We start from the raw sequence: 21,067 nt of genomic DNA on the forward strand, positions 1-21,067 counted from the left end.
TGACTTGTTCCCAAGAACGCATTGGACTTTTAATATATTGTGGATATATTCCCTCGCACGGAAATGACCCATAAAAACCACTATCGACCTGTTCCCTCGCACGGAAAGTCAGCAAAACACATACCCGACATCAATCTGATGCTATTGTAAGAAGTGTGGCTGCGAGTTGGTCAGCACAAACAAGCATAAATTATGCGATAACTGCAGGCGAGAGCGAAATGCAAACATACGGAATGGAGTTATTGGTGTTGTGGGAACTGTTGGCAGCGTTGCTTTATTTGTTGTTACAAAAAGTAAACATGGCGGTGGAGGCAACAAGGTATGATTGTTTATTAGGTTGAGACGATGGCAATCGTGGAGCAATTCCCGCGAACATACAAAAGTGTGTAGATAAGTTTTCGCGAACCGAAAAAAGTGGTTGAACAATTCCCGTGAACGAACGGGCAGAAAATCGGAGGTTCACGAGAACTGGTCAATAAGGAGACATCAATCCAGAGCAATCAAACCATGTAGAAACGGTGGTTCTTCTTGCGCTGCATGACAAATAACAGGTAACAGGCCGCGAAAGATGTAAGACAGGGCTGAAAATTTCTGCCCCCAGGAAAAGCGGGGGAAGCGTGGGCTTATGAGAAGCAGTATAAAAAATTTGATGAATATAAGGATCTGATCGACATTTATTTCTCGACAGGCCTTTGCAAAAAGCGTTTCAACGGTCGCTTCAAGCTGGCGGAAAAAGGATCTCCATTTGCCGCAGAAACCGGCACAGCCCCAAAGGAAGCCGAAAAATAACCGTTTTTTATTGGCATAATAATCGGCGGCAGGCATCGCCCGCGGCTTGAAGAAAGGTGGAAGCAAAAGATGTCGTTTTTTCACACCGCATATTTTCCCATTATCCTGAGCTCCACGGCGGTCTATCTTTTCATTGTGCTTGCCATCCGCCTGTTCGGAAAAACGGAAATCGCTCAGCTGTCGGTGGCGGATCTGGTGTTCATCATGCTGCTGAGCAATTCTGTGCAAAACGCCATGGTGGGATCGGACACCTCGCTTGCCGGCGGGTTGGTGGCGGCGGCTTCGCTTTTCGTCATCAACGCGATATTCAAAGAATGCATCTACCGCATCCCATGGTTTGGGAAATTTTTGCAGGGCGAATCGCTGATGCTGATCTATCAGGGCAAGGTAAACGATGTCAACATGCGCCGGGCGCGCCTGACCCTTAATGAGCTGATGGAGGCCATTCGTGAACACGGCGTGGCAAAGATTTCGGATGTGGATCTGGCGGTGCTGGAGGTAGACGGGAATATCAGCGTGCTCTCCAATGATTTTCAGAATAAAACCACGAAAGCCATCCGAAAATCACGCATTCCCAAGCGACAGACGAAAAAGCAGCAGTGATCGGCAAAGACGGCCTCTGCGGGCATCACAAAGATGCGGATGACCAAAGCGCATTTTCTTCAACAGCCGCTTCAAGTTCCGGCCGGATAAAGGGCCATCCCCAAAGCAAAGCCCCCTCTCGCCCCGGCGAGAAAGGGGCTTTTTTGCGCGGAGGCGGCGTTTTTACCCCCGCAAAAGGCTTTTTGCCCGATGCCATTTTTCTCTGCGGCCAAGGCTGTGCCGGGCGTGGGCAGGAGGGGATGATCCGTTTGCTTCCTTCGCCTTGCGGCCATCGGGCGGGCCGCGTGAAAATAGGGTCGAAAATGGTTGAATCATATGCCTTATAGGTATAAAATAGAGTTGCAGATCTTTGAAATATCAAACTCAGGATCAGCCGCTTTTTGACAGCATCTTGCGGCAGTGCATACGCCGCCGGCAGACACTGTGAAAACAGTGCGGCGCAAGAAAGAGGGATCACCTATGACATATCCGTATTTGCCATATGCGATTACTGAGATCTATTGCGGTGTTTTTGCGATGACTGTTTGGCTGAGGCTCAACAGCAGCATCGGTTCAGAGCACGAAGTTCGTCAGCTGAGAAACATGATCTTTTCTTACATGGGCATGATCACCACCGATGTTTTATGGGCCTTTACAGAAGATGGGTTCCTGCATTGGAACCGCATGCTTTATGCCTCGGTCAACGCGGTCACGGTGATGTCGATCGCCTGTGGCTGTTATTTCTGGTTCAGGTTCATTGAAGACCGCCTGCATTTCGGCAAAAAATCGCTGAATATCTGGCTGACCATTCCTCTTTTGCTGGTTTGCTCTCTGGATGTGATCTCGATTTTCACCGGCTGGCTTTTTTATATCGACAACGGGAACCATTATCAATCCACCTCGCTTTTTTTGATCCACACGGTGGTAAATTATTTTTATTTGCTGATCCCCACGATCTTTTCCATTTTTCGGGCCATCAAAACCCCTTCACGGGAAGACCGATCTGAATATTGGACTTACGCCCTGTATATGGCGGCCCCGCTGCTGGCCGGTATGCTTGAGGAGACTTTCCCCAAGGTGCCGCTGCTGGCGCTGAATATTTTCCTGATGATCCTCATCCTGTTTCTGATGATCCAGAATATGCAGGTTTATAACGATGCGCTGACGGGCCTGAACAATCGCAGACGCCTGAACCAATATCTGAAAGACTGCCTTGAAAGAGTTGACCCCGAGCGCCCGATTTTGCTTTTCATTATGGATATCAACAGCTTCAAAGCCATCAACGATCTCTATGGCCACCTGGAAGGCGACAACGCTTTGAAAACCTTTTCCTCCATTTTGAAAAAAGCCGCATGCCGTTATAACGCTTTCGTTGCCCGCTATGGCGGGGATGAATTCTGCATGGTGATAGAAGAAGCGGAATCTTCCCCCGAACACATCGCCGCCGCGATTCACGAAAGCCTGGCGAACGCCCAGCGGGAACCCGGCAGCGCGGGCAAAGATTATACAATGACCGTAAGCATCGGCCATGTATCTTGTGCAGACGCCAAAATTTCGCCGGATATGCTGCTGGCGGAAGCCGACCGCACCCTTTATGAAAACAAGAAAAAGTGGCATACGCTGAACCCATGAAAGCCCCGCCGGGCCTCTGATGAAACAAAAACCCCCTCTCACAGCGAGAGGGGGTTTTTTCTGCGCGGGGCGGTGTTTTTGCCCGCCCGCGGCGCTTTTGTTTTTAATAATGTCCGCCATCCAGCCTGTTCTTTTCCAAATCGAACCGGGCTTCATCGAAATAGAGCTTCGTTTGGCCCCACTGTTTCTTTTGGGGATAGGCGAAGGCTTGCAGATAGGGGGTTCTGGCAACGGTTTCGCGGGCTTCTTCTTCGGCTCTGCGCAAAATCTCTTCTTCATCGATGCCCACTGCCCTGCCGTTTTCAAGCCGGATCTGCCCATCCACGATCACCAGTTCCACATCGCCGGGCTGGCCGTTGCCCACCAGTGTGCTGATGATATTGAAGCGGGGCATCAGGCGGGGATTCATCAGATTCAAGGCGATGACATCCGCTTTTTTGCCGAGTTCCAGCGAGCCGATCTCTTTTTCCATGCCAAGGCATTTCGCGGCGTCGATGGTGGTCATTTCAAGAAGCTTTTCTTCGGGCAGGTAAAACGCATCGTTCATGGCCCGCCGGAAGATCATCTGGGCCCTTTTCATGGCATCGAACAGGTTGAACCCGGAAGAAAGCATGGAACCATCCGTGGTGAGGGCCACCGTCACCCCCAGATCCAGCAGCTCGATCAGCGGGGTTCTGTTCACCAGCTGCCGGATGCTGGGCGCCACGCTGACATGGGTATCCGTTTTTTGAAGAATGAGCGCTTCATCGAAAGAAAGGCCCGTGCAATGCTGCAAATGGACATCCGGCCCCAGCAAAGCGTTTTCCCGATCTTGCCATGCCAGGCGGATCATGCCGCCGAAGGCATCGGTATGAATCCTTGTATTGTATTTTTCCGCGATCCTGCGCATATCGCGGGCCTGTTTTTTATCATGCTCGGTCAGGGCGACGCATCGATCGGCGGGGGTGGGCGCCGAAGGATCCACCGAGGTGACGATGCCGAAGGGCGCCACGAAAGCCCGGGTCAGGCCGCCGTTGGCGTGATCGAGCGTTTTGACCACCGTTTCCAGGCTGTCGAGCATTTCTTCATAGGCAACCTCTTTTCTGACCCTTTTTCCGTTTTCATAGCGGCTGAAACGGTGGGGCCAGGGAAGGCTGCAGGGCCCTGTGCAGACGATATCGCGAACGCCCACCCCGGCATAGGCCCTGGCGTTATGGAGGGCGGGCGCCGGCGAATCGCACCGCGGCTGGGAACCCAGCACGCACACGCCCGTGGTGATGCCCGCGTGAAGCCTTTCAAGGGCCGAAAGCCGGCCTTCGTGATACCAGAAATCATCTGTAACATAATGCTTGTAGGTATGTGTCATCACAGGCATCCAATCGCTTGTATCTTTCACGATGGATTTAAAAACGGAATGGCCGCCATGGCCGTGAGCATCCACGAAACCGGGCATCACCACATGGTTTTCAAGGTTTATCTCGCGGCGGGCGGGTAGATTTTCCGCTTCGGCGCTTTGGCCCACAAAGGCGATCCTGCCGCCCGTTATGCCCACAGCGCCGTCTTCAATGATCCTTCTGCCGTCATCCATGGTGATGACGCAGGCGTGTTTTAAAAGCAGATCAAACATTCTTTTCACCGGCCTTTTCCGTTTTTTATTTGATGGGGAAGGAGGGGCGGAACAGCTGCTCTTCGGGAAGATGGCGGTAATCCCTTTCCAGATAGCCCCGCTTCATCTTTTCATAATAGGCCTGCCCCTTTGCTTTGAGTTCTTCCATATCCACGCCCAGCAGGCAGCGGTCTTTCATCACGACCCTGCCGTTGATCACCGACATCACCACATCACAGCCGCTGCCGCACAGAAACGCCGTGCGGATGGGGTCATCCACGGCGCCCATGTGGAAGCTGTCCAGATCCACAACGATCATATCGGCCTTGGCCCCCTTGGAAAGGCGGCCCAGATCTTCTCTTCCCAGCATTTTCGCCCCGCCCAGTGTGGCCGCGCGGCAAATATCCGCATAGGTGGAGCCTTCGGCATGGCCCTCGGCCATTTTCGAATACATGGCGGCCACCCTGACATTCTGGAAGAAATCGGGCGGGAAGGTATCGGTTCCGATGGCCACATTCACCCCGCGTTCGCGGTATTTTTTGAAGCTGTCGGGATATTTGCCGCTTCTGCCGATGATGACGGGGCAATAAACGGCCGTTGTGTGGGTTTGGGCAAGGATAGCCAGATCATCGCCTTTTTCCGCGACCCACTTTGTGCCTTTGAGCATATAGCAGTGGGGGATGCCCACTTTTTCGCCCAGAAAGCCCAGGCTGTTGAGATATTCTATGGGGCTCATGCCCGTTTTTTCCATGATATAGCCATATTCGAAAGCCCCCTGCGCCGCGTGGAGCTTGATGGGGCAGCCGAATTCTTCGGCATAGGCTTTGGTTTTCAGAAGCGAAGCTTTTGTTTGGCTTTCGATCCTTTCGGGCAGCAGTGCGCCCCGGATGAGGCCGTCATACGCCCCATCATATTTGCGGATGAAGGCGGCCGCCCTTTCAAGGCTTTCAAGCCCCGCTTCTTCATCGAAACGCACCGTCATGCTGCCATCGGGGCGAACGACATTGAGGCCGCACTGATAACTGGGGGAAGTATAGAGCCGCAGCCCCAGCCTGGCCGCGTGATGCACCCCCGCCTCTTCTTCTTCATAAGTGTCGGCCCACTTTTTATAATAGGTGGAAGTGATGGGCATGGCCGTGGTGACGCCGTTGCGCACAAGCTGTGCATAGGCAAAAAGAGATTTGAAGGCCTCTTCTTCCGGGGTCATCAGTTCATGGGTGCCGCCGTTATAATATTCTTCGGAAGGGGAAAGGTCGTTTCGATAGGCCGGAAAAACATCTGTGTGAAGAATGTCATGGTCGATATCGCCCAAGGCGTTCAGATCGATGAAGCCGGGCATGAGAAGGGCGTTCCCCGCGTCTTCCGTCACATCCGCCCGGCCTTCATAGTGTTTGCCTACATAAAGGATGGTATCACCCTCATAGACCACTTCACCATCGGTAATGATCTCATGGTCGGTTCCGTCAAAGCCCAGAACATATCTTGCCTTTAACTTTGTTCTCATGCTGCTCTCCTTTTCCAAAAGGGCAAAGCCCCGTTTTCCATCATCGCCTGCCGCAAAAATGTTTCCGCGGGCGGCTGCTTTCGATTGCCAAATTCTTCTTTTTGGGATATGCTGTAAACAGGGTATTTTTTCTCCGCGCCGCAGGCGGGCCGTGAAATTTGTATCATAATCGCTTTGCGGTTATTATATCACAGAATGTTTCATATTTTGAACAAAAAAGCCGCAGATCGGCTGTTTTGTTTTGGTGAACTTGCAGAATCTTACAGAAATCACGCTTCGGGGGCCGCCGCGCGGCGGGCGGTTTTTCGGCTTGAAAAGGAGTTTTTTGATGCACAAACCAATTTAAACGGCATAAAAATTAAAAAACGCGCCGATTTTTGGCGCTATTTTGTGCTGTTTAAAGAAAGGTGCTTTTTTGAATGAAAAAGAATATTGCTTTGATGTATGCCATCGCCTTGCTGCAGGGCATGGTGTTTTATGGCCCCGTCGCCACGCTTTATCGCCAGAGGCAGGGGCTTTCGGTTTTTCAGATCACGCTGATCGAAAGCATTTCGCTGATCCTTTGTCTGCTTCTTGAGATCCCCTGGGGCATCGCGGCGGATAAACTGGGCTATCGGCGCACGATGATCTTTTGCTGCGGCCTTTTCTTTGTTTCAAAAATCGTTTTCTGGCAGGCGGCGGGTTTCGGCGCGTTTCTGCTTGAGCGCGTGATGCTCAGCGTGGTGATGGCGGGCCTTTCGGGCGTAGACACCAGCATTCTTTACCTTTCCTGCGAGCGGGGGCAAAGCCAGCGGGTCTTCGGCATCCACGGCGCCCTTGGCACCGCGGGGCTGCTGGCGGCTTCGGTGATCTTTTCGCTTTTCATCGGCGATGATTACCGGCTGGCGGGCGCGCTGACAGCGGCGAGCTATGGCCTTGCGGCGCTGGCCGCGCTTTTTCTCAGCGAGGTGAAGGCCGAAGAAACCAGCCGCCCGGGCAGGCGTGAATTTCTGGCGCTGGCCCGCGGCATTTTCACCGATAAGCCGCTGCTCGTGTTCCTGATCTCCACCGCCTTTTTCACCGAAGCCCACCAGACCCTCACCGTTTTTTTGGGCCAGATCCAATACGCCCGATGCGGGCTTTCGCCCGCCGCCATAGGCTATTGCTTCACCGCCGTGACTTTGGCGGGGTTCTGCGGCGTTTTTTCGGCTTTCGTCACCAAAAAAGCAGGGGTCAAAAAGGCGGGCGCGGTTTTCTATGGGGCGGCGGCGCTTGCCTGCCTGATGCCGGCGGTGGGCGGCGCGGCGGCTTCGGTGGGGGGCATTCTGGGGCTTCGCATCACCTTCACCCTGTTCGAGCCTTTTCAGGCGGAGCTGCAGAACCGGCAGATCAAAACCTCTTTGCGGGCCACCGCCCTGAGCATCAACGCCATGATCGTGGAAAGCATCGGCGCGGGCACCAACCTGATCTTCGGTTCTCTGGCGCAGATCAGCCTGCGGGCGGCGTTCTTCTTCGGCGGGGCGCTCTGCCTTGCGGGGCTTGGGCTTTTTTTGTGGTGGCATCGCCGCGCGGCGCTTTTTGCGCAAACATCCCCGGCATGGGAAAAATAATATCTTGAAAGATATTGACATTTGACGAAAAATACTATATAAAGAGATGTACGCGTAGAGTCATCTAGCGAATACGAGGACCACCCCCTTGGGGTCGAGGCCATACGGACAGCCGGGTCCACTGCCGATCGGCGGTTTACCGCCATTATTGATTGAGTTAAAAGCTCAAATTTTATAAGTTGGTTACTTTATAACCGAAATGCGTTTTTTATGCAGACTTGTGAAACGGTCAATAAGAGTAGTAAAAGTATTGTTGCTATATAGACTCTATGAACCCTGTATCTTTTTCAACCGGCGCGTTCCCCTTGCAAGGGCGGCGAGAAGCTTCTCGGCGCAAAGCGGGGTTCTTTGGGCGCTGTTTGAAAAACCAGATGACAGAATTTGACCGCAGGCTGTTTAAAAAACAGCTTGCGGTTTTTTTGTTTCTGTGAGGTGTGAAAATGAGAGAGATGCACAAATTGGATCAACGCAGGGCGCCCATCTATGAGGCGCTGCAAAGCTTTCGGCAGATGAGGGTGGTGCCGTTCGATGTGCCCGGGCATAAGCGCGGGCGCGGCAACCCCGAGCTGACGGAATTTCTGGGCGAAAAATGTATCAGCATCGATGTGAACAGCATGAAGCCGCTGGATAACCTTTGCCACCCGGTTTCGGTCATCCGCGAAGCGGAAGAGCTGGCGGCGGATGCCTTTGGGGCCTCTCACGCTTTTCTGATGGTGGGCGGCACCACAAGCTCTGTGCAGACGATGGTGCTGGCCACCTGCAAGCGGGGCGATAAGATCATTCTGCCGCGCAATGTGCATCGCAGCGTCATCAACGCGCTGGTGCTCTGCGGCGCCATCCCCGTTTATGTGAACCCCGAGGTGGATCACCGCCTGGGCATTTCGCTGGGCATGAAACGCGAGCAGGTGGCAAAGGCCATTGCCGAAAACCCCGATGCGGTGGCCGTTCTTGTGAACAACCCCACCTATTACGGCGTTTGCAGCGACCTGAAGGCCATTGTGGAAATGGCCCACGCGGCGGGGATGTATTGCCTGGCCGATGAAGCCCACGGCACCCATTTTTATTTCGGCAGGGAAATGCCCCTTTCCGCCATGGAAGCGGGCGCCGACATGTCTTCGGTTTCGATGCATAAAAGCGGCGGCAGCCTGACGCAATCGAGCCTGCTGCTCATCGGGCCGAACCTTCAGGAAGGCCATGTGCGCAAGATCATCAACCTGACCCAGACAACTTCGGGCAGCTATCTTTTGATGTCGAGCCTTGATATCAGCCGCCGCAACCTTGCCATGCGCGGCGAAAGCGTGTTTCGTCAGGTGATCGCCATGGCCGATTATGCCCGCGAAGAGATCAACGCCATCGGCGGCTATTATGCCTTCGGGCGCGAACTCATCAACGGCGATTCCATTTTTGATTTCGACCCCACCAAGCTCAGCGTTCACACCCGCGATATCGGGCTTGCGGGCATCGAAGTTTATGACCTGCTGCGGGATGAATATGATATCCAGATCGAATTCGGCGATATCGGCAACATTCTGGCCTATCTTTCCATCGGCGACCGCCCCCAGGAGCTGGAACGCCTTGTCAGCGCCCTCGCCGAGATCCGCCGCCGCTATCAAAGCGACAGCAGCGGGCTGATGAACCAGGAATATATCGACCCCGAAGTGGTGATGAGCCCGCAGGAAGCGTTTTATGCCGAAAAGAAGCGCGTTGCGCTGATGGAAAGCGACGGGTGCATCTGCAGCGAATTTGTGATGTGTTATCCGCCGGGCATCCCCATTCTGGCCCCGGGCGAGCGCATCACCGCAAACATCCTCAATTATATCCAATATGCCAAGGCCAAGGGCTGCTCGATGACCGGCCCCGAAGACCCCGATATCGAATTCATCAACATTTTAAAGGAGGCGCGGTGATGGAGCTTTGGTTCAGTGAATTTCATACCCCCGATGTGAAGCACAGCATTCGCGTCAACCGCCACCTTTATTCCCATAAAAGCGATTATCAGCAGATCGATATTTATGACACCCCCGAATTCGGCAAAGTGCTGGCTTTGGATGGCAATGTGATGCTGACAGAGCGCGACGAATTCATCTATGACGAAATGATCACCCATGTGCCCATGGCGGTGCATCCGAACATCAAGGATGTTCTGGTCATCGGCGCGGGCGACGGCGGCGTTGTGCGCGAGCTTTCGCGCTATGACACCATCCGCAGCATCGACCTTGTGGAAATGGACGAGCAGGTGGTGGAAGCCTGCCGCCGCTATCTGCCCGAAAACGCCTGCCGGCTGGATGACCGGCGCGTGCATATCTATTTTGATAACGCGCTGCGCTTCATCCGCCGCAAAACCGCCCAATATGACCTTATCATCGTCGATTCCACCGACCCTTTCGGCCCTTCGGAAAGCTATTTCACCCGCGAATTTTACGGCATCTGCTATAACGCCCTGCGGGAAGACGGCATCATGGTCAACCAACAGGGAAGCCCGTTTTATCAGCATGACGCCGAAGCCATGCAGCGCAGCCACAAACGCATCGTCAGCACTTTTCCCATCAGCCGCGTTTATCAGGCCCATATCCCCACCTATGCCGCGGGCTATTGGCTGTTCGGCTTCGCCAGCAAAAAATATCACCCCGTGGATGACCTCGACGCCGCCAAATGGCAGGCGCTGGGGCTGGAAACACAATATTACACCACAAGGCTGCATAAGGGCGCGTTCTGCCTGCCGGCCTTTCTGGAAAAACTGCTTGTGGAGGTGGAATGACCGTGAAACCCAATATCGAAACCTTTATCGGCTGTGACTGCGCCTTTGAAGAGGCGGAGATCGTGCTTTTCGGCGCGCCCTTCGATTCCACCACCAGCTATCGCCCCGGCGCCCGCTTCGGCAGCGCCGCCATGCGCCACGAAAGCTTCGGGCTGGAAACCTACAGCCCCTATCAGCGGCGCGATCTCACCGACCGCCGCATTTTCGACAGCGGCGATCTGGAACTTTGCTTCGGCAGCGCGGAAGCGGCGCTGGCCGATATCGAAGACCGGGCGGAAGAAATTCTGGCCGCGGGCAAGCTGCCCCTTCTGCTGGGCGGCGAGCATCTGGTGACGCTGGGCAGCGTGCGGGCCGCAAGCCGCCGTTTTCCCGATCTGCATATTCTGCATTTCGACGCCCACGCCGACCTGAGAAACGATTATCTGGGCGCGCCCCTGAGCCACGCCTGCGTTTTGCGCAGATGCCACGAGCTTGTGGGCGACGGGCGCATCCATCAGTTCTGCATCCGCAGCGGCGAGCGTGAAGAATTCGATTTCGCGGCCGCGCACACCGATCTTCATCCCTTCGGGTTCGAAGGTCTGGAAAGCCTGACCGCGCAGTTGAAGGAAAGCGGCGCGCCGGTTTATCTGACCATCGATCTGGATTGTCTGGATCCTTCCGCTTTTCCGGGAACAGGCACGCCGGAAGCGGGCGGCGTTTCCTTTTTGCAGCTGCTGGGCGCGATCCGCCTTGCCTGCCAGACCAACATCGTGGGGGCCGATCTCAACGAGCTGGCACCCATGCTGGATCAAAGCGGGGTCTCGACGGCCACCGCCTGCAAAACATTGCGCGAGCTGATGCTCGCTTTAAAGACCAATGAGAAATAGAGGGTGAAGAATGTCCTTAATCATACAGAAATTCGGCGGAAGCTCGGTGGCCAACGCCGAAAGGATTCGGAATATCTGCGGGATCGCGGCAAAAACTTATGACAGCGGCAATGATGTGGTGGTGGTGTTATCCGCCCAGGGCGACACCACCGACGAGCTGATCGAAAAGGCGCGGGCCATCAACCAGAACGCTTCCGCCCGCGAAATGGATATGCTGCTTTCCACCGGCGAACAGATCTCGGTGGCGCTGGCGGCCATGTGCATGGAAGCCATGGGTTACCCCGCCGTGAGCCTGACCGGCTGGCAGGCGGGCATCCACACCGATGATGCCCACGGCAGCGCCCGCATCGGCAGGATCAGCGGCGCAAGGATCCGCAGCGAGCTTCAGCAAAAACGCATCGTTTTTGTGGCGGGCTTTCAGGGCGTTGATGCGCTGGGCGAGATCACCACACTGGGGCGCGGCGGCAGCGACACCACCGCCGTGGCGCTGGCGGCGGCCCTTCAGGCCGACAGATGCCAGATCTTCACCGATGTTGACGGCGTTTATAACGCCGACCCCCGTATCGACCCCGCCGCCTATAAGCTGGATGAGATCAGCTATGAAGATATGCTGGCGCTGGCGGAAAAGGGCGCGCAGGTGCTTCACGACCGCTCGGTGATGCTGGCCAAACGGTTCGGCATCGTTTTAGAAGTGCTTTCCAGCTTCAGCGGAAAGCCCGGCACCCTTGTTTGCCCGGCGGCAGCCATCAAGCATGTGGGCTGATGATAAAAAATCGATTTGAAATAAGAAGAAACGGAGAAAACAAAATGAGCAAAGTTTTAGTGATCGGATGCGGCGGCGTGGCCGCGGTCGCCATTCAAAAATGCTGCATGGTCAGCGAAGTTTTCAGCGAACTGTGCATCGCCAGCAGAACCAAAGCCAAATGTGACAAACTGGCCGCCGAGCTGAGCGGCAAAACCGCCACCAAGATCACCACCGCGCAGGTGGATGCCGACGATGTGCAGCAGGTCATCGCCCTCATCCGCGCCTATCAGCCCGATCTGGTGATGAACATTGCCCTGCCTTATCAGGATCTGACCATTATGGATGCCTGCCTTGCCTGCGGCGTCAATTATATGGACACGGCGAACTATGAACCCGAAGACACCGAAGACCCCGCATGGCGCGCAGCTTATGAAAAGCGCTGTGAAGAAAAAGGCTTTTCGGCTTATTTTGATTACAGCTGGCAGTGGGCCTATCGCGAAAAATTCGAAAAGGCCGGCCTCACCGCCCTTTTGGGATGCGGCTTTGACCCGGGCGTGACCCAGGCCTATTGCGCCTATGCCAAAAAGCATGAATTCGACACCATCGACACCATCGATATCCTTGATTGCAACGGCGGCGACCACGGCTATGCCTTCGCCACAAACTTCAACCCCGAAGTGAACCTGAGAGAAGTTTCGGCCCCCGGCAGCTATTGGGAAAACGGCCGCTGGGTGGAGATCCCCGCCATGAGCATCAAGCGCGAATATGATTTCGACGGCGTGGGCCGCAAAGATATGTATCTGCTGCACCACGAAGAGATCGAATCGCTGGCCGAAAACATCCCCGAAGTGCAGCGCATCCGCTTCTTTATGACCTTTGGCCAGAGCTATCTGACCCATATGAAGTGCCTGGAAAATGTGGGCCTGCTTTCCACCGCGCCCATCGAGTTCGAAGGGCAGCAGATCGTGCCCATCAAGTTTTTGAAGGCACTTTTGCCCGACCCCGCAAGCCTTGGCCCCCGCACCCACGGCAAAACCAACATCGGCTGCGTTTTCACGGGCAAAAAAGACGGCAAAGAAAAGACTTACGCCATCTATAACATCTGCGACCATCAGGAATGCTACCGCGAAGTGGCAAGCCAGGCCATCAGCTACACCACCGGTGTGCCCGCCATGTGCGGCGCGCTGATGATGCTGACGGGCAAATGGAACACCGCGGGCGTTCACACCGTGGAAGAATTCGATCCCGATCCGTTCCTCGACGCGCTGGATCGATATGGCCTGCCCCGCAGCGAAAGCCACGACCCCGTTCTGGTGGATTGATCGCCATGAACACGGCTGTTTTCGCGGGCCTTTCGGGCAAAGACCCCGCCGCTTTGTTTGGGGCGCTGCCCACGCCCTGTTATCTCATCGACGAAGCGCGGCTGAAAGAAAACGCCGAATGCCTTGCGGCCCTCGCCCGGCGCACGGGCTGCAAGATCCTGCTGGCGCAGAAGGCGTTTTCCAACTATGATTTTTATCCGCTTCTTGCCGGGCATCTGGCGGGAACGGAAGCCAGCGGCTTATTTGAAGCCCGCCTGGGCAAAGAAGAAATGGGCGGCAAAGAGGTGCATGTTTTCTGCGGGGCCTATCGTGAAGAAGAATGGGAAGAACTGATGGGTTATGCCGACCACATCGTGTTCAATTCCCCCGCCCAGCTGAAAAAATTCGGCCCGCGGGCCAAAAGCCGCCAAAAAAGCATCGGCCTGCGCATCAACCCCGAATGCTCCACCCAGGAAGGCCACGCCATTTATGACCCCTGCGCCCCCGGCAGCCGCCTGGGCACCACCCGCGAGCAATGGGATCGCCACATGACGCCCGAGCTGATCGCTCTGCTGGACGGGCTTCATTTTCACACCCTTTGCGAACAGGGCGCCGAAGATCTGGCCACCACCTTATCGGCGGTGGAAGCCCGCTTCGGCACCTTTCTGCCGCAGATGAAATGGCTGAACATGGGCGGCGGCCACCATATCACGAAAGAAGGCTATCAGCTGCCGCTTCTGGAAGAAACCATCGCCTATGCCCAAAAAACATGGGGGGTGGAGGTTTATCTGGAACCGGGCGAAGCCGTGGCGCTCAACGCGGGGTATTTCGTCTGCCGCGTGCTGGATCTTTTGCAAAACGGCGCGGTGAACATCGCCATTGCGGATGGCAGCGCCGCCTGCCATATGCCTGATGTTCTGGAAATGCCCTATCAGCCGCCGCTTTACCACGCCCGGGCCGGCGGGGGCGGAAGCGCCGTTTACCGCCTGGCGGGGCCCACCTGCCTTGCGGGGGATGTGATCGGCGATTATTCCTTCGACCGGCCGCTGAAAGAAGGCGACCTGCTGATTTTCGGCGATATGGCCATTTACACCACCTGCAAAAACAATACCTTCAACGGCATGCCCCTGCCGAACCTCTGGAAACTGGGGCAGGACGGCCGCCTGACGAGGCTCACCAACTTTGGTTATGAAAACTTCCGCGGCCGGCTGGGCGCCCCCCGCGCCTCCGCTGCCGCCGAATAAAACTTTTGCCGCGCTCCGCTTTGTTTTGCGGGGCGCGGCTTTTTTTGCCCGCCGCAAAACAAACAAAAGAAACGCTTGCCGCCGCGCCCGCGGCATTGTATGATGAAACCACAAAGACATGGAAGCACAAAAAAGAAGAAAGAAGCGAGGGGATGCCCGATGAAAAAGCATTCCGCCCTGATGAAAGCCATCAGTTTGCTGATTTTGCTTTCCGCGGCGATCTATGCGGCCCAGATCCTGCTTTTCCGCGATATGAAAGACACCGCGTTTTATCTGATGCAGGATTTCGCGTTCCTGCCCGTGCAGGTGGCGCTGGTGAGCGTGATCGCGGGAAAGATCTTACAGGCCCGCGAGCGGGAAAAACAAATCGAGAAAACACGGATGCTGACGGGTTCTTTTTTCAGCAGCGCGGGCGCCGACCTGCTTTGCGCCATGGTTCCCGCCGTGGAAGACCCCCAAGCCCTTTCACGCCTGATCGAAATAGACGAAAGCTGGGGCAGAAAAGAGTTTGACCGCGCCGCCGCCCGGATCAGAAGCTCACAGGCGGCCGTTCACTGCGGCCCCGAAACGCTGGCGCGCATGAAAGAGATCCTTGAAAAAGCGGGCATGCCGCTGCTGGTGATCTCTTCGAACCCGATGCTTTTGGAACACGAATGCTTCACCGATATGCTTTGGGCCGTGTTCCATCTGGCGGATGAATTTCGCGCGCGTGGCGATCTTTCCCACCTGACGCCCCAGGACGCTGCCCATCTGGATGCGGATGTGCAGCGGGTGCTGACGGCGATTTTGGCCAACTGGGTCTTGCACGCGGCCTATCTGAAAACCGAATATCCCTATCTGTTCCGGCTGGAACTGATGCGCAACCCCTTTTGGAAAGAGGAAAAAGCGCGCTGAATCAGCGCCGCCGCATGAACCGTTTATTTGAAAAAGGAGGAACGATATGATCCCCAACCAATGGTATGCCATCTTATCTTCGGCCGAAGTCAGGCAGGCGAAACCCATCGGCGTGACGCGTTTCGGCGAAAAACTGGCGCTTTGGCGCGATGAAAGCGGCAAAGTCTGCTGCATCGCCGATCAATGCTGCCATCGGGGCGCTTCGCTTTCCTGCGGCAAAGTGACGGGCGGCCATCTGGCCTGCCCCTTCCACGGCTTTGCCTATGATGCCACCGGCAGGGTGGTGCAGATCCCCGCGAACGGCAAAAACGCCGTGATCCAGGATAATTTCAAGGTCAAGCGCTATCTGATCCGCGAAGCCTATGGTTTTCTTTGGGCGTGGTATGGCGCGGAGCGCGAAGTACTGCCCGAGATCCCCTTTTTCGAAGATCTGAAAAGTGGTTTCGCCTATGGCGAGTTTTCGGAAAACTGGTCGGTGCATTACACCCGCGCCATCGAAAACCAGCTGGATGTGGTGCATCTTCCGTTCGTTCACGGTTCCACCATCGGCCGCGGCAACAAGTCGCTGGTCAACGGTCCCGTGGTGAAATGGCAGGGCACACAGATGACCTATTATGTGAAAAACGCCGTGGATGAAGGGCAAAAACCCCAGACCCCCGAAGAGATCACCGATTATGAAAACCTTTTCAGCCTGCAGCTGCAAATGCCGAATCTTTGGCAGAACAGGGTTTCGCCAAAAGTGCGCATCGCCGCGGCTTTCGCCCCCGTGGATGACGAAAACACCAGAATTTATCTACGGTTTTACCACAGCTTTTTGAAAGGCCCGCTTTCCCGCCCTCTGATGAACGCTTTGGGCAACGCCGCAAACCGCGTGGTGCTTCATCAGGATCGGCGGGTGGTTCTGACCCAGCTGCCCAAAAAGAGCGAGTTTTTCGGCAAAGAAAATCTGGTTCAGGGCGACCGCCCCATTGTGGAATATCGAAAAATGCGCCACACCCTGCAGCAAGCCGCAAAACAGACCGCTCTTTAAGCTTTTCTGCGGCCGCCGCTATCAGCAAACCGCGGAAAAAGCGCGCTGAATCAGCGCCGCCGCATGAAGCTCTGCCGCCCCGCGTGGCGGCAAAAACACGCAGATCACAGCTTTGCCGCCGCCCGCCGAAAGGCTTCGGCGGGCGGTGTTTTTGCTCACATCAAAAATTTTTGATATTTCTTTGTGAAAGGCTTGACAAAAAAAAGCGGAATGTTATAATGAGCACAGATCAAGAAATTTCGATGTGAGGTGAAGATGTTGGAACACGATCACCGGCGAAACGCCAAGGTGTTCAAGGCCCTTTGCGACCCGAAACGCCTCGCCATCCTCGAGCTGCTGCGCAGCGGCGAAAAATGCGCCTGTGTGCTGAACGATCAGCTGAAGCTATGCCAATCGGCTGTTTCTTATCATATGAAGATCTTATGTGAATCGGGCATCGTAGACAGCCATCAGGAAGGCAAATGGACCCATTACAGCCTGAGCGAAACGGGCGGCAAAGAGGCCGCCGCGCTGCTTTTGCGGCTGACAACGCCCCATGGCGGGCAGGAACCCGGGCGGCCCGAAAACACTTTAATCAAAGCAGCACCCTGCGAAAACACAAAAACAGACCACATAGACGGAGGCAATCAGACCATGTCGGAAAAAACACAGCTTTATGTTTTAACGGGTTTTCTCGGTTCGGGGAAAACCACCATCCTTTTGAAGCTTATTGATGCGCTGAAGGGCAAACGCGTGGGCGTTATCCAAAATGAATTCGGCAAACTGGGCATCGACGGCGAAATTTTGAGAAACGACGATATCCAGATGGTGGAGATCAACCGCGGCTCGATCTTCTGTTCCTGCCTGAAGCTTTCGTTCGTTCAGGCGCTGACGGATATGGCCGCCCACCATTTCGATTATCTGTTCGTGGAAAGTTCGGGCCTGGGCGATCCTTCCAATGTGGAAGAGATTTTGGCCGCTTCGGCGGCGCTCTGCGGCAATTCCTATGAATTCAAGGGCGCCATCTGCCTGGTGGATGCGGTCAATTTCTTTGACCAGCTGGAGGATCTGGAAACCGTTTATCGCCAGCTGAAGCATTGCCATCTGGCCGTTTTGACCAAGGTGGATCTGGTGGAGGAAGCCCGCCTGGAAGAGCTGGAGCGCAAGATCCGCGAGATCAACCCCATCTGCCGCATCGACACCAGCGCCAACGGCAATTTAGACCTTTCTTTTTTGAATGAAGACCTGATGCAATATCGCTGGGCAGAAAGCGAAGACACCACCAATTCCGAAGAAACCAAGCCCAAAACCCTGTTTCTCGATTTTGAGGGCGAAGTTTCGGAAGAAACGCTCAAGCGTTTTCTGGCCCGGGTGGAAGACCACTTATACCGCGCCAAAGGCTTTTTCCGCCTGAGCGGCAAGGGCTGGAACCAGATCGATCTGGTGGGCCGCAAAATCGATGTGAAGCCCTGCCCCGCCAAAGAGCTTTCGCAGATGGTATTCATTTCGAAGATCGGCCCGCAGATCATCCGCGAGATCATGCCCGCCTGGGAAGAGACTGTGGGCCAGCCCATGAAGCTGAGAAACTGAGGAGGAAACACGGATGCTGATTCAAGTTTTGGGCGAAGGCTGTGAAAAATGCAGCCGCCTTTATGAAAACACGCAGGAAGCCATCGCGCAGCTGGGGCTTGACGCCCGGCTGGAAAAGGTGGAAGACCTGATGGAGATCGTGAAGCTGGGCGTGATGACCTCGCCTTCGCTTCTGGTGGATGGCAAACTGGTGGTCAGCGGCCAGGTGGCTTCTGCAAAAGCCATTATGAAACTGCTGAAAAAATAAACAAAACAGGGCCGGCCGTGAAAACGGCCGCCTTTTTGGGGGAATACATCGAAAAAAGTTGATGTATTTCACAAAACGGAGGAAATTGTGATGAGGGGTTTCGAACTTGTGGGTCAATGGATCCAAAACCAGCTTTTGGGCATGAAATGGCTGAACGCGCTCATCGGGCGCGGGCTGGAAGCCCTGGGGCTGGATACCGCCACCCGTTTGGGCGGCAGCGTTCAGTTTTTCATTTATGATGTGCTGAAGATCACCATTCTGTTATGCTTTTTGATCTTTTTGATCTCGTATATCCAAAGCTATTTTCCGCCGGAGCGCAGCAAGAAGATCCTCGGCCGGTTTCACGGCGTGTGGGCCAACTGCATTGCGGCGCTGCTGGGAACCGTGACGCCTTTCTGCTCGTGTTCTTCCATCCCGCTGTTCATCGGGTTTAGCAGCGCGGGGCTTCCGCTGGGCGTGACCTTTTCGTTTTTGATCTCTTCGCCCATGGTGGATCTGGGCAGCCTGCTGCTGCTGATGAGCATTTTCGGCGCAAAAGTGGCGGTGGCCTATGTGCTGGTGGGTCTTGTGGTGGCGGTGGTCGGCGGCACGCTGATCGAAAAGCTGCATATGGAAGATCAGGTGGAAGATTTCATCCGCGGCGCGGGCGGCGTGGATCTGGATTCCCCCACGCTTTCACAAAACGACCGGCTGCGCTATGCCAAAGATCAGGTCTGGGCCACCTTCAGAAAGGTTCTGCCCTATATTCTGGTGGGCGTGGGCATCGGCGCGGTGATCCACAACTGGATCCCCGAAAGCTGGGTGGAATCCGTTCTGGGCGGCAAAAACCCCTTTGGCGTCGTGCTGGCCACTTTGATCGGCGTTCCCATGTATGCCGATATCTTCGGCACGATCCCCATTGCCGAAGCGCTGCTTTCCAAAGGCGCGCTGCTGGGCACGGTTTTAAGCTTTATGATGGCCGTGACCACCTTATCCCTGCCCTCGATGATCATGCTGAGAAAAGCCGTAAAGCCAAAGCTTCTGGCGCTTTTCGCGGCGATCTGCACCGTTGGCATCATCATTGTGGGTTATCTCTTCAACGCGTTCCACTTTTTGTTTTTATAAGGGGGCTTTATGGAACAGGCAGAAGCCAAACCAAAAATCGCGTTTGTCTGCGTGCATAATTCCTGCCGCAGCCAAATAGCCGAAGCGCTGGGCAAACACCTGGCTTCAGAACGCTTCGAATTTTATTCGGCGGGCACGCAAACCAAGCCCTCCATCAATCAGGACGCCGTGCGGCTGATGAAAAAGCGCTATGGCATCGATATGGAAAAGACGCAGTTTTCCAAGCCGCTTTCGGCCCTGCCGCCGGTGGATATCCTCATCACCATGGGCTGCGGGGTGGAATGCCCCGGTCTGCCCGCCGCTTTTCGGGAAAATTGGGGTCTGGAAGACCCCACCGGCAAAAGCGATGAGGCGTTTTATGCCGTGATGGATGCCATCCGCCAGCGTATTTTACAGCTGAAACAGCGAACTTTTGAATAACGGCCAGACAGCCATAACGGCCTGCTGCAAAATTGCGGCGGCGACAGGATCTCTTTTTGAAAAAAGTGTCGAATCGCTTTTCAACACGATTTCAAGAAAAGATCTTGGCCGCCCCGTTTTGCGGCAGGCCGTTTTTTGTTTGTCGGCGGTCAGGGGCGCTTATTCGCAATCGATGACTTCGATGACGCCGCCGCGATAACAGGCGAACAGATTTGCGTAATTCATCGGCAGGATTTTATCATAGACCACGGGGATGATCACTTCGCCGTTGGGGGCCGAAAGCCCACAGGCGCCGCCGTGGTTTTTTCTCACAATGAAACAGCCGTTTTTGCCGGGCCATTCCGATGAAAGATCCTGCGCCAGCAGGTGAGGATGCTTCGGTTCGCCCCCGGCGTTGATGAAATATTCGCGCCGAACACCCTCCTTTTCGGCTTCCTGCACCAAAATGGTCTCTTCATCGATTTCATAAAAGGCCTCGAACTGCGGCATCAGAACCACCCGCCGCTCTTTGGTGTCATAAATGCCCATGGGTGGTTCGTCTTTGTTTTTTTCGTCCTCGCCGAAAGAAAAGCCAACAAAGCGGCTGTCATAATCCATCTCATAATGGTCGAAGCAGGCGTCTTGGGGGGCTTCCAGCCGGCGGCCGGCCAGATCGATCAGATAATAATTTTCCGTATATTCCCTTGAAACCACCGCCACGCCATAGCGGTTGAAGGGCCACGCCTCCCGAAAGTGAAACGGCAGAACGGTTTTCCCCTGTTCATCGATATAGCCCCAGTGGGTTTCGTAATAACGGGAAGATCCCTTCTGAAACCAGGTGCGGCCAAGGCAGACGGCGCAAAGACCCATTGAAAATTCCGCTGCGGAAGCATATTGCGGCTCAATGACTACTTCGCCCCGCAGATTTTTAAACCCATAGGTGCCGAACACATCGTCGATTTCATGAATTTGTTTTGTAGACGAAAAAGAAACCAGCCCGCCGCAGACCCGTTCCACCCGGCGCAGGCGCTCGTTTTCCCATAATTCTTCGTTTTCAGCCGCCAGAGACATTTCGCCCGCGGGGGCAGGGCAGGGGCATCCCCGGGCGTCGAGATAGCTTTCTTCCATTTTAAAGATCAGGCTGTTGGGATCGGCCAGATGCAGATTTTCCGCGCTGACGCAAAACAAGGTTTTCATAATCATCCCTCCGTCGTTATCATGATTTCCAG

19 protein-coding genes and 2 pseudogenes are annotated in these 21,067 nt (G+C 55.0%); 16 read left to right on the top strand and 5 right to left on the bottom strand.

Going from position 1 to position 21,067, the window contains the following annotated elements; genetic code table 11:
- Nucleotides 1-486: 486 nt before the first annotated feature.
- Nucleotides 487-873, bottom strand: a complete 387-nt coding sequence (locus ACJA3I_RS01545) for a hypothetical protein (RefSeq protein WP_458863010.1) — start codon at nt 871-873, stop codon at nt 487-489.
- Between ACJA3I_RS01545 and ACJA3I_RS01550 the strand changes: the two genes are divergently transcribed.
- Nucleotides 859-1,392: a DUF421 domain-containing protein gene (locus ACJA3I_RS01550; protein WP_458863011.1), complete on the top strand. Its 534-nt coding sequence runs from the start codon at nt 859-861 to the stop codon at nt 1,390-1,392. The two genes, ACJA3I_RS01545 and ACJA3I_RS01550, sit on opposite strands and share 15 nt — an antisense overlap.
- A gap of 25 nt (nt 1,393-1,417) precedes the next feature.
- Here ACJA3I_RS01550 and ACJA3I_RS01555 read toward each other — a convergent pair whose 3' ends face one another.
- Nucleotides 1,418-1,849, bottom strand: coding sequence for a hypothetical protein (locus ACJA3I_RS01555; protein ID WP_458863012.1), 432 nt, complete (start codon nt 1,847-1,849; stop codon nt 1,418-1,420).
- A gap of 2 nt (nt 1,850-1,851) precedes the next feature.
- Between ACJA3I_RS01555 and ACJA3I_RS01560 the strand changes: the two genes are divergently transcribed.
- Nucleotides 1,852-3,003, top strand: a complete 1,152-nt coding sequence (locus ACJA3I_RS01560) for a diguanylate cyclase domain-containing protein (protein WP_458863013.1) — start codon at nt 1,852-1,854, stop codon at nt 3,001-3,003.
- A 103-nt stretch (nt 3,004-3,106) separates the two neighbouring features.
- On the opposite strand, the gene ACJA3I_RS01565 is transcribed toward ACJA3I_RS01560, so the two are convergent.
- Nucleotides 3,107-4,609, bottom strand: coding sequence for an amidohydrolase family protein (locus ACJA3I_RS01565; RefSeq protein ID WP_458863014.1), 1,503 nt, complete (start codon nt 4,607-4,609; stop codon nt 3,107-3,109).
- A gap of 25 nt (nt 4,610-4,634) precedes the next feature.
- On the bottom strand, nt 4,635-6,092 hold the full coding sequence (locus ACJA3I_RS01570; RefSeq protein WP_458863015.1) for a chlorohydrolase family protein: 1,458 nt from the start codon (nt 6,090-6,092) through the stop codon (nt 4,635-4,637).
- Nucleotides 6,093-6,511: 419 nt separating this feature from the next.
- Here ACJA3I_RS01570 and ACJA3I_RS01575 point away from each other — a divergent pair, with 419 nt between their 5' ends.
- From ACJA3I_RS01575 to ACJA3I_RS01640, 14 genes and pseudogenes are all read left to right on the top strand, one after another.
- Entirely contained in the window at nt 6,512-7,681 is a 1,170-nt protein-coding gene (locus ACJA3I_RS01575; protein WP_458863016.1) for an MFS transporter, read from the top strand.
- Nucleotides 7,682-8,130: 449 nt separating this feature from the next.
- Nucleotides 8,131-9,588 carry an aminotransferase class I/II-fold pyridoxal phosphate-dependent enzyme gene (locus ACJA3I_RS01580; protein WP_458863811.1) on the top strand — a complete coding sequence of 486 codons (1,458 nt, stop codon included), beginning with the start codon at nt 8,131-8,133 and terminating at the stop codon, nt 9,586-9,588.
- Nucleotides 9,588-10,439 (top strand): polyamine aminopropyltransferase, encoded by an 852-nt coding sequence (gene speE / locus ACJA3I_RS01585; protein ID WP_458863017.1) that lies wholly within the window; start codon nt 9,588-9,590, stop codon nt 10,437-10,439. The genes ACJA3I_RS01580 and speE overlap by 1 nt, the downstream gene beginning before the upstream one ends.
- Nucleotides 10,436-11,305, top strand: a complete 870-nt coding sequence (gene speB, locus ACJA3I_RS01590; protein WP_458863018.1) for an agmatinase — start codon at nt 10,436-10,438, stop codon at nt 11,303-11,305. The genes speE and speB overlap by 4 nt, the downstream gene beginning before the upstream one ends.
- Before the next feature lie 10 nt (nt 11,306-11,315).
- Nucleotides 11,316-12,035: pseudogene (locus ACJA3I_RS01595) on the top strand (aspartate kinase); the annotation flags it as partial.
- Nucleotides 12,036-12,112: 77 nt separating this feature from the next.
- Entirely contained in the window at nt 12,113-13,372 is a 1,260-nt protein-coding gene (locus tag ACJA3I_RS01600) for a saccharopine dehydrogenase family protein (RefSeq protein WP_458863019.1), read from the top strand.
- Nucleotides 13,373-13,377: 5 nt separating this feature from the next.
- Entirely contained in the window at nt 13,378-14,595 is a 1,218-nt protein-coding gene (locus ACJA3I_RS01605; RefSeq protein ID WP_458863020.1) for a carboxynorspermidine decarboxylase, read from the top strand.
- Nucleotides 14,596-14,754: 159 nt separating this feature from the next.
- The gene (locus ACJA3I_RS01610) at nt 14,755-15,489 is read left to right on the top strand and encodes a hypothetical protein (RefSeq protein ID WP_458863021.1); all 735 of its coding nucleotides are present in this window, start codon (nt 14,755-14,757) and stop codon (nt 15,487-15,489) included.
- 46 nt (nt 15,490-15,535) lie between these two features.
- Complete coding sequence (locus ACJA3I_RS01615; protein ID WP_458863022.1) at nt 15,536-16,519, top strand: Rieske 2Fe-2S domain-containing protein; 984 nt, start codon at nt 15,536-15,538, stop codon at nt 16,517-16,519.
- Between the two features lie 255 nt (nt 16,520-16,774).
- Nucleotides 16,775-17,056 (top strand): annotated as a pseudogene (locus tag ACJA3I_RS01620) (ArsR/SmtB family transcription factor); the annotation flags it as partial.
- Nucleotides 17,036-18,088: a CobW family GTP-binding protein gene (locus ACJA3I_RS01625; RefSeq protein ID WP_458863812.1), complete on the top strand. Its 1,053-nt coding sequence runs from the start codon at nt 17,036-17,038 to the stop codon at nt 18,086-18,088. The pseudogene ACJA3I_RS01620 and the gene ACJA3I_RS01625, both read left to right, overlap by 21 nt.
- Nucleotides 18,089-18,101: 13 nt before the next feature.
- Nucleotides 18,102-18,335 (top strand): thioredoxin family protein, encoded by a 234-nt coding sequence (locus ACJA3I_RS01630; protein ID WP_458863023.1) that lies wholly within the window; start codon nt 18,102-18,104, stop codon nt 18,333-18,335.
- 90 nt (nt 18,336-18,425) lie between these two features.
- Entirely contained in the window at nt 18,426-19,439 is a 1,014-nt protein-coding gene (locus tag ACJA3I_RS01635) for a permease (protein ID WP_458863024.1), read from the top strand.
- A gap of 9 nt (nt 19,440-19,448) precedes the next feature.
- Nucleotides 19,449-19,859, top strand: a complete 411-nt coding sequence (locus tag ACJA3I_RS01640) for an arsenate reductase ArsC (protein ID WP_458863025.1) — start codon at nt 19,449-19,451, stop codon at nt 19,857-19,859.
- A gap of 159 nt (nt 19,860-20,018) precedes the next feature.
- On the opposite strand, the gene ACJA3I_RS01645 is transcribed toward ACJA3I_RS01640, so the two are convergent.
- Nucleotides 20,019-21,035, bottom strand: coding sequence for a WG repeat-containing protein (locus ACJA3I_RS01645; RefSeq protein WP_458863026.1), 1,017 nt, complete (start codon nt 21,033-21,035; stop codon nt 20,019-20,021).
- Nucleotides 21,036-21,067: the final 32 nt, after the last annotated feature.

Origin of the sequence: Acidaminobacterium chupaoyuni, from assembly GCF_047936785.1 — a bacterium.
Classification (GTDB): domain Bacteria; phylum Bacillota; class Clostridia; order Oscillospirales; family Butyricicoccaceae; genus Acidaminobacterium; species Acidaminobacterium chupaoyuni.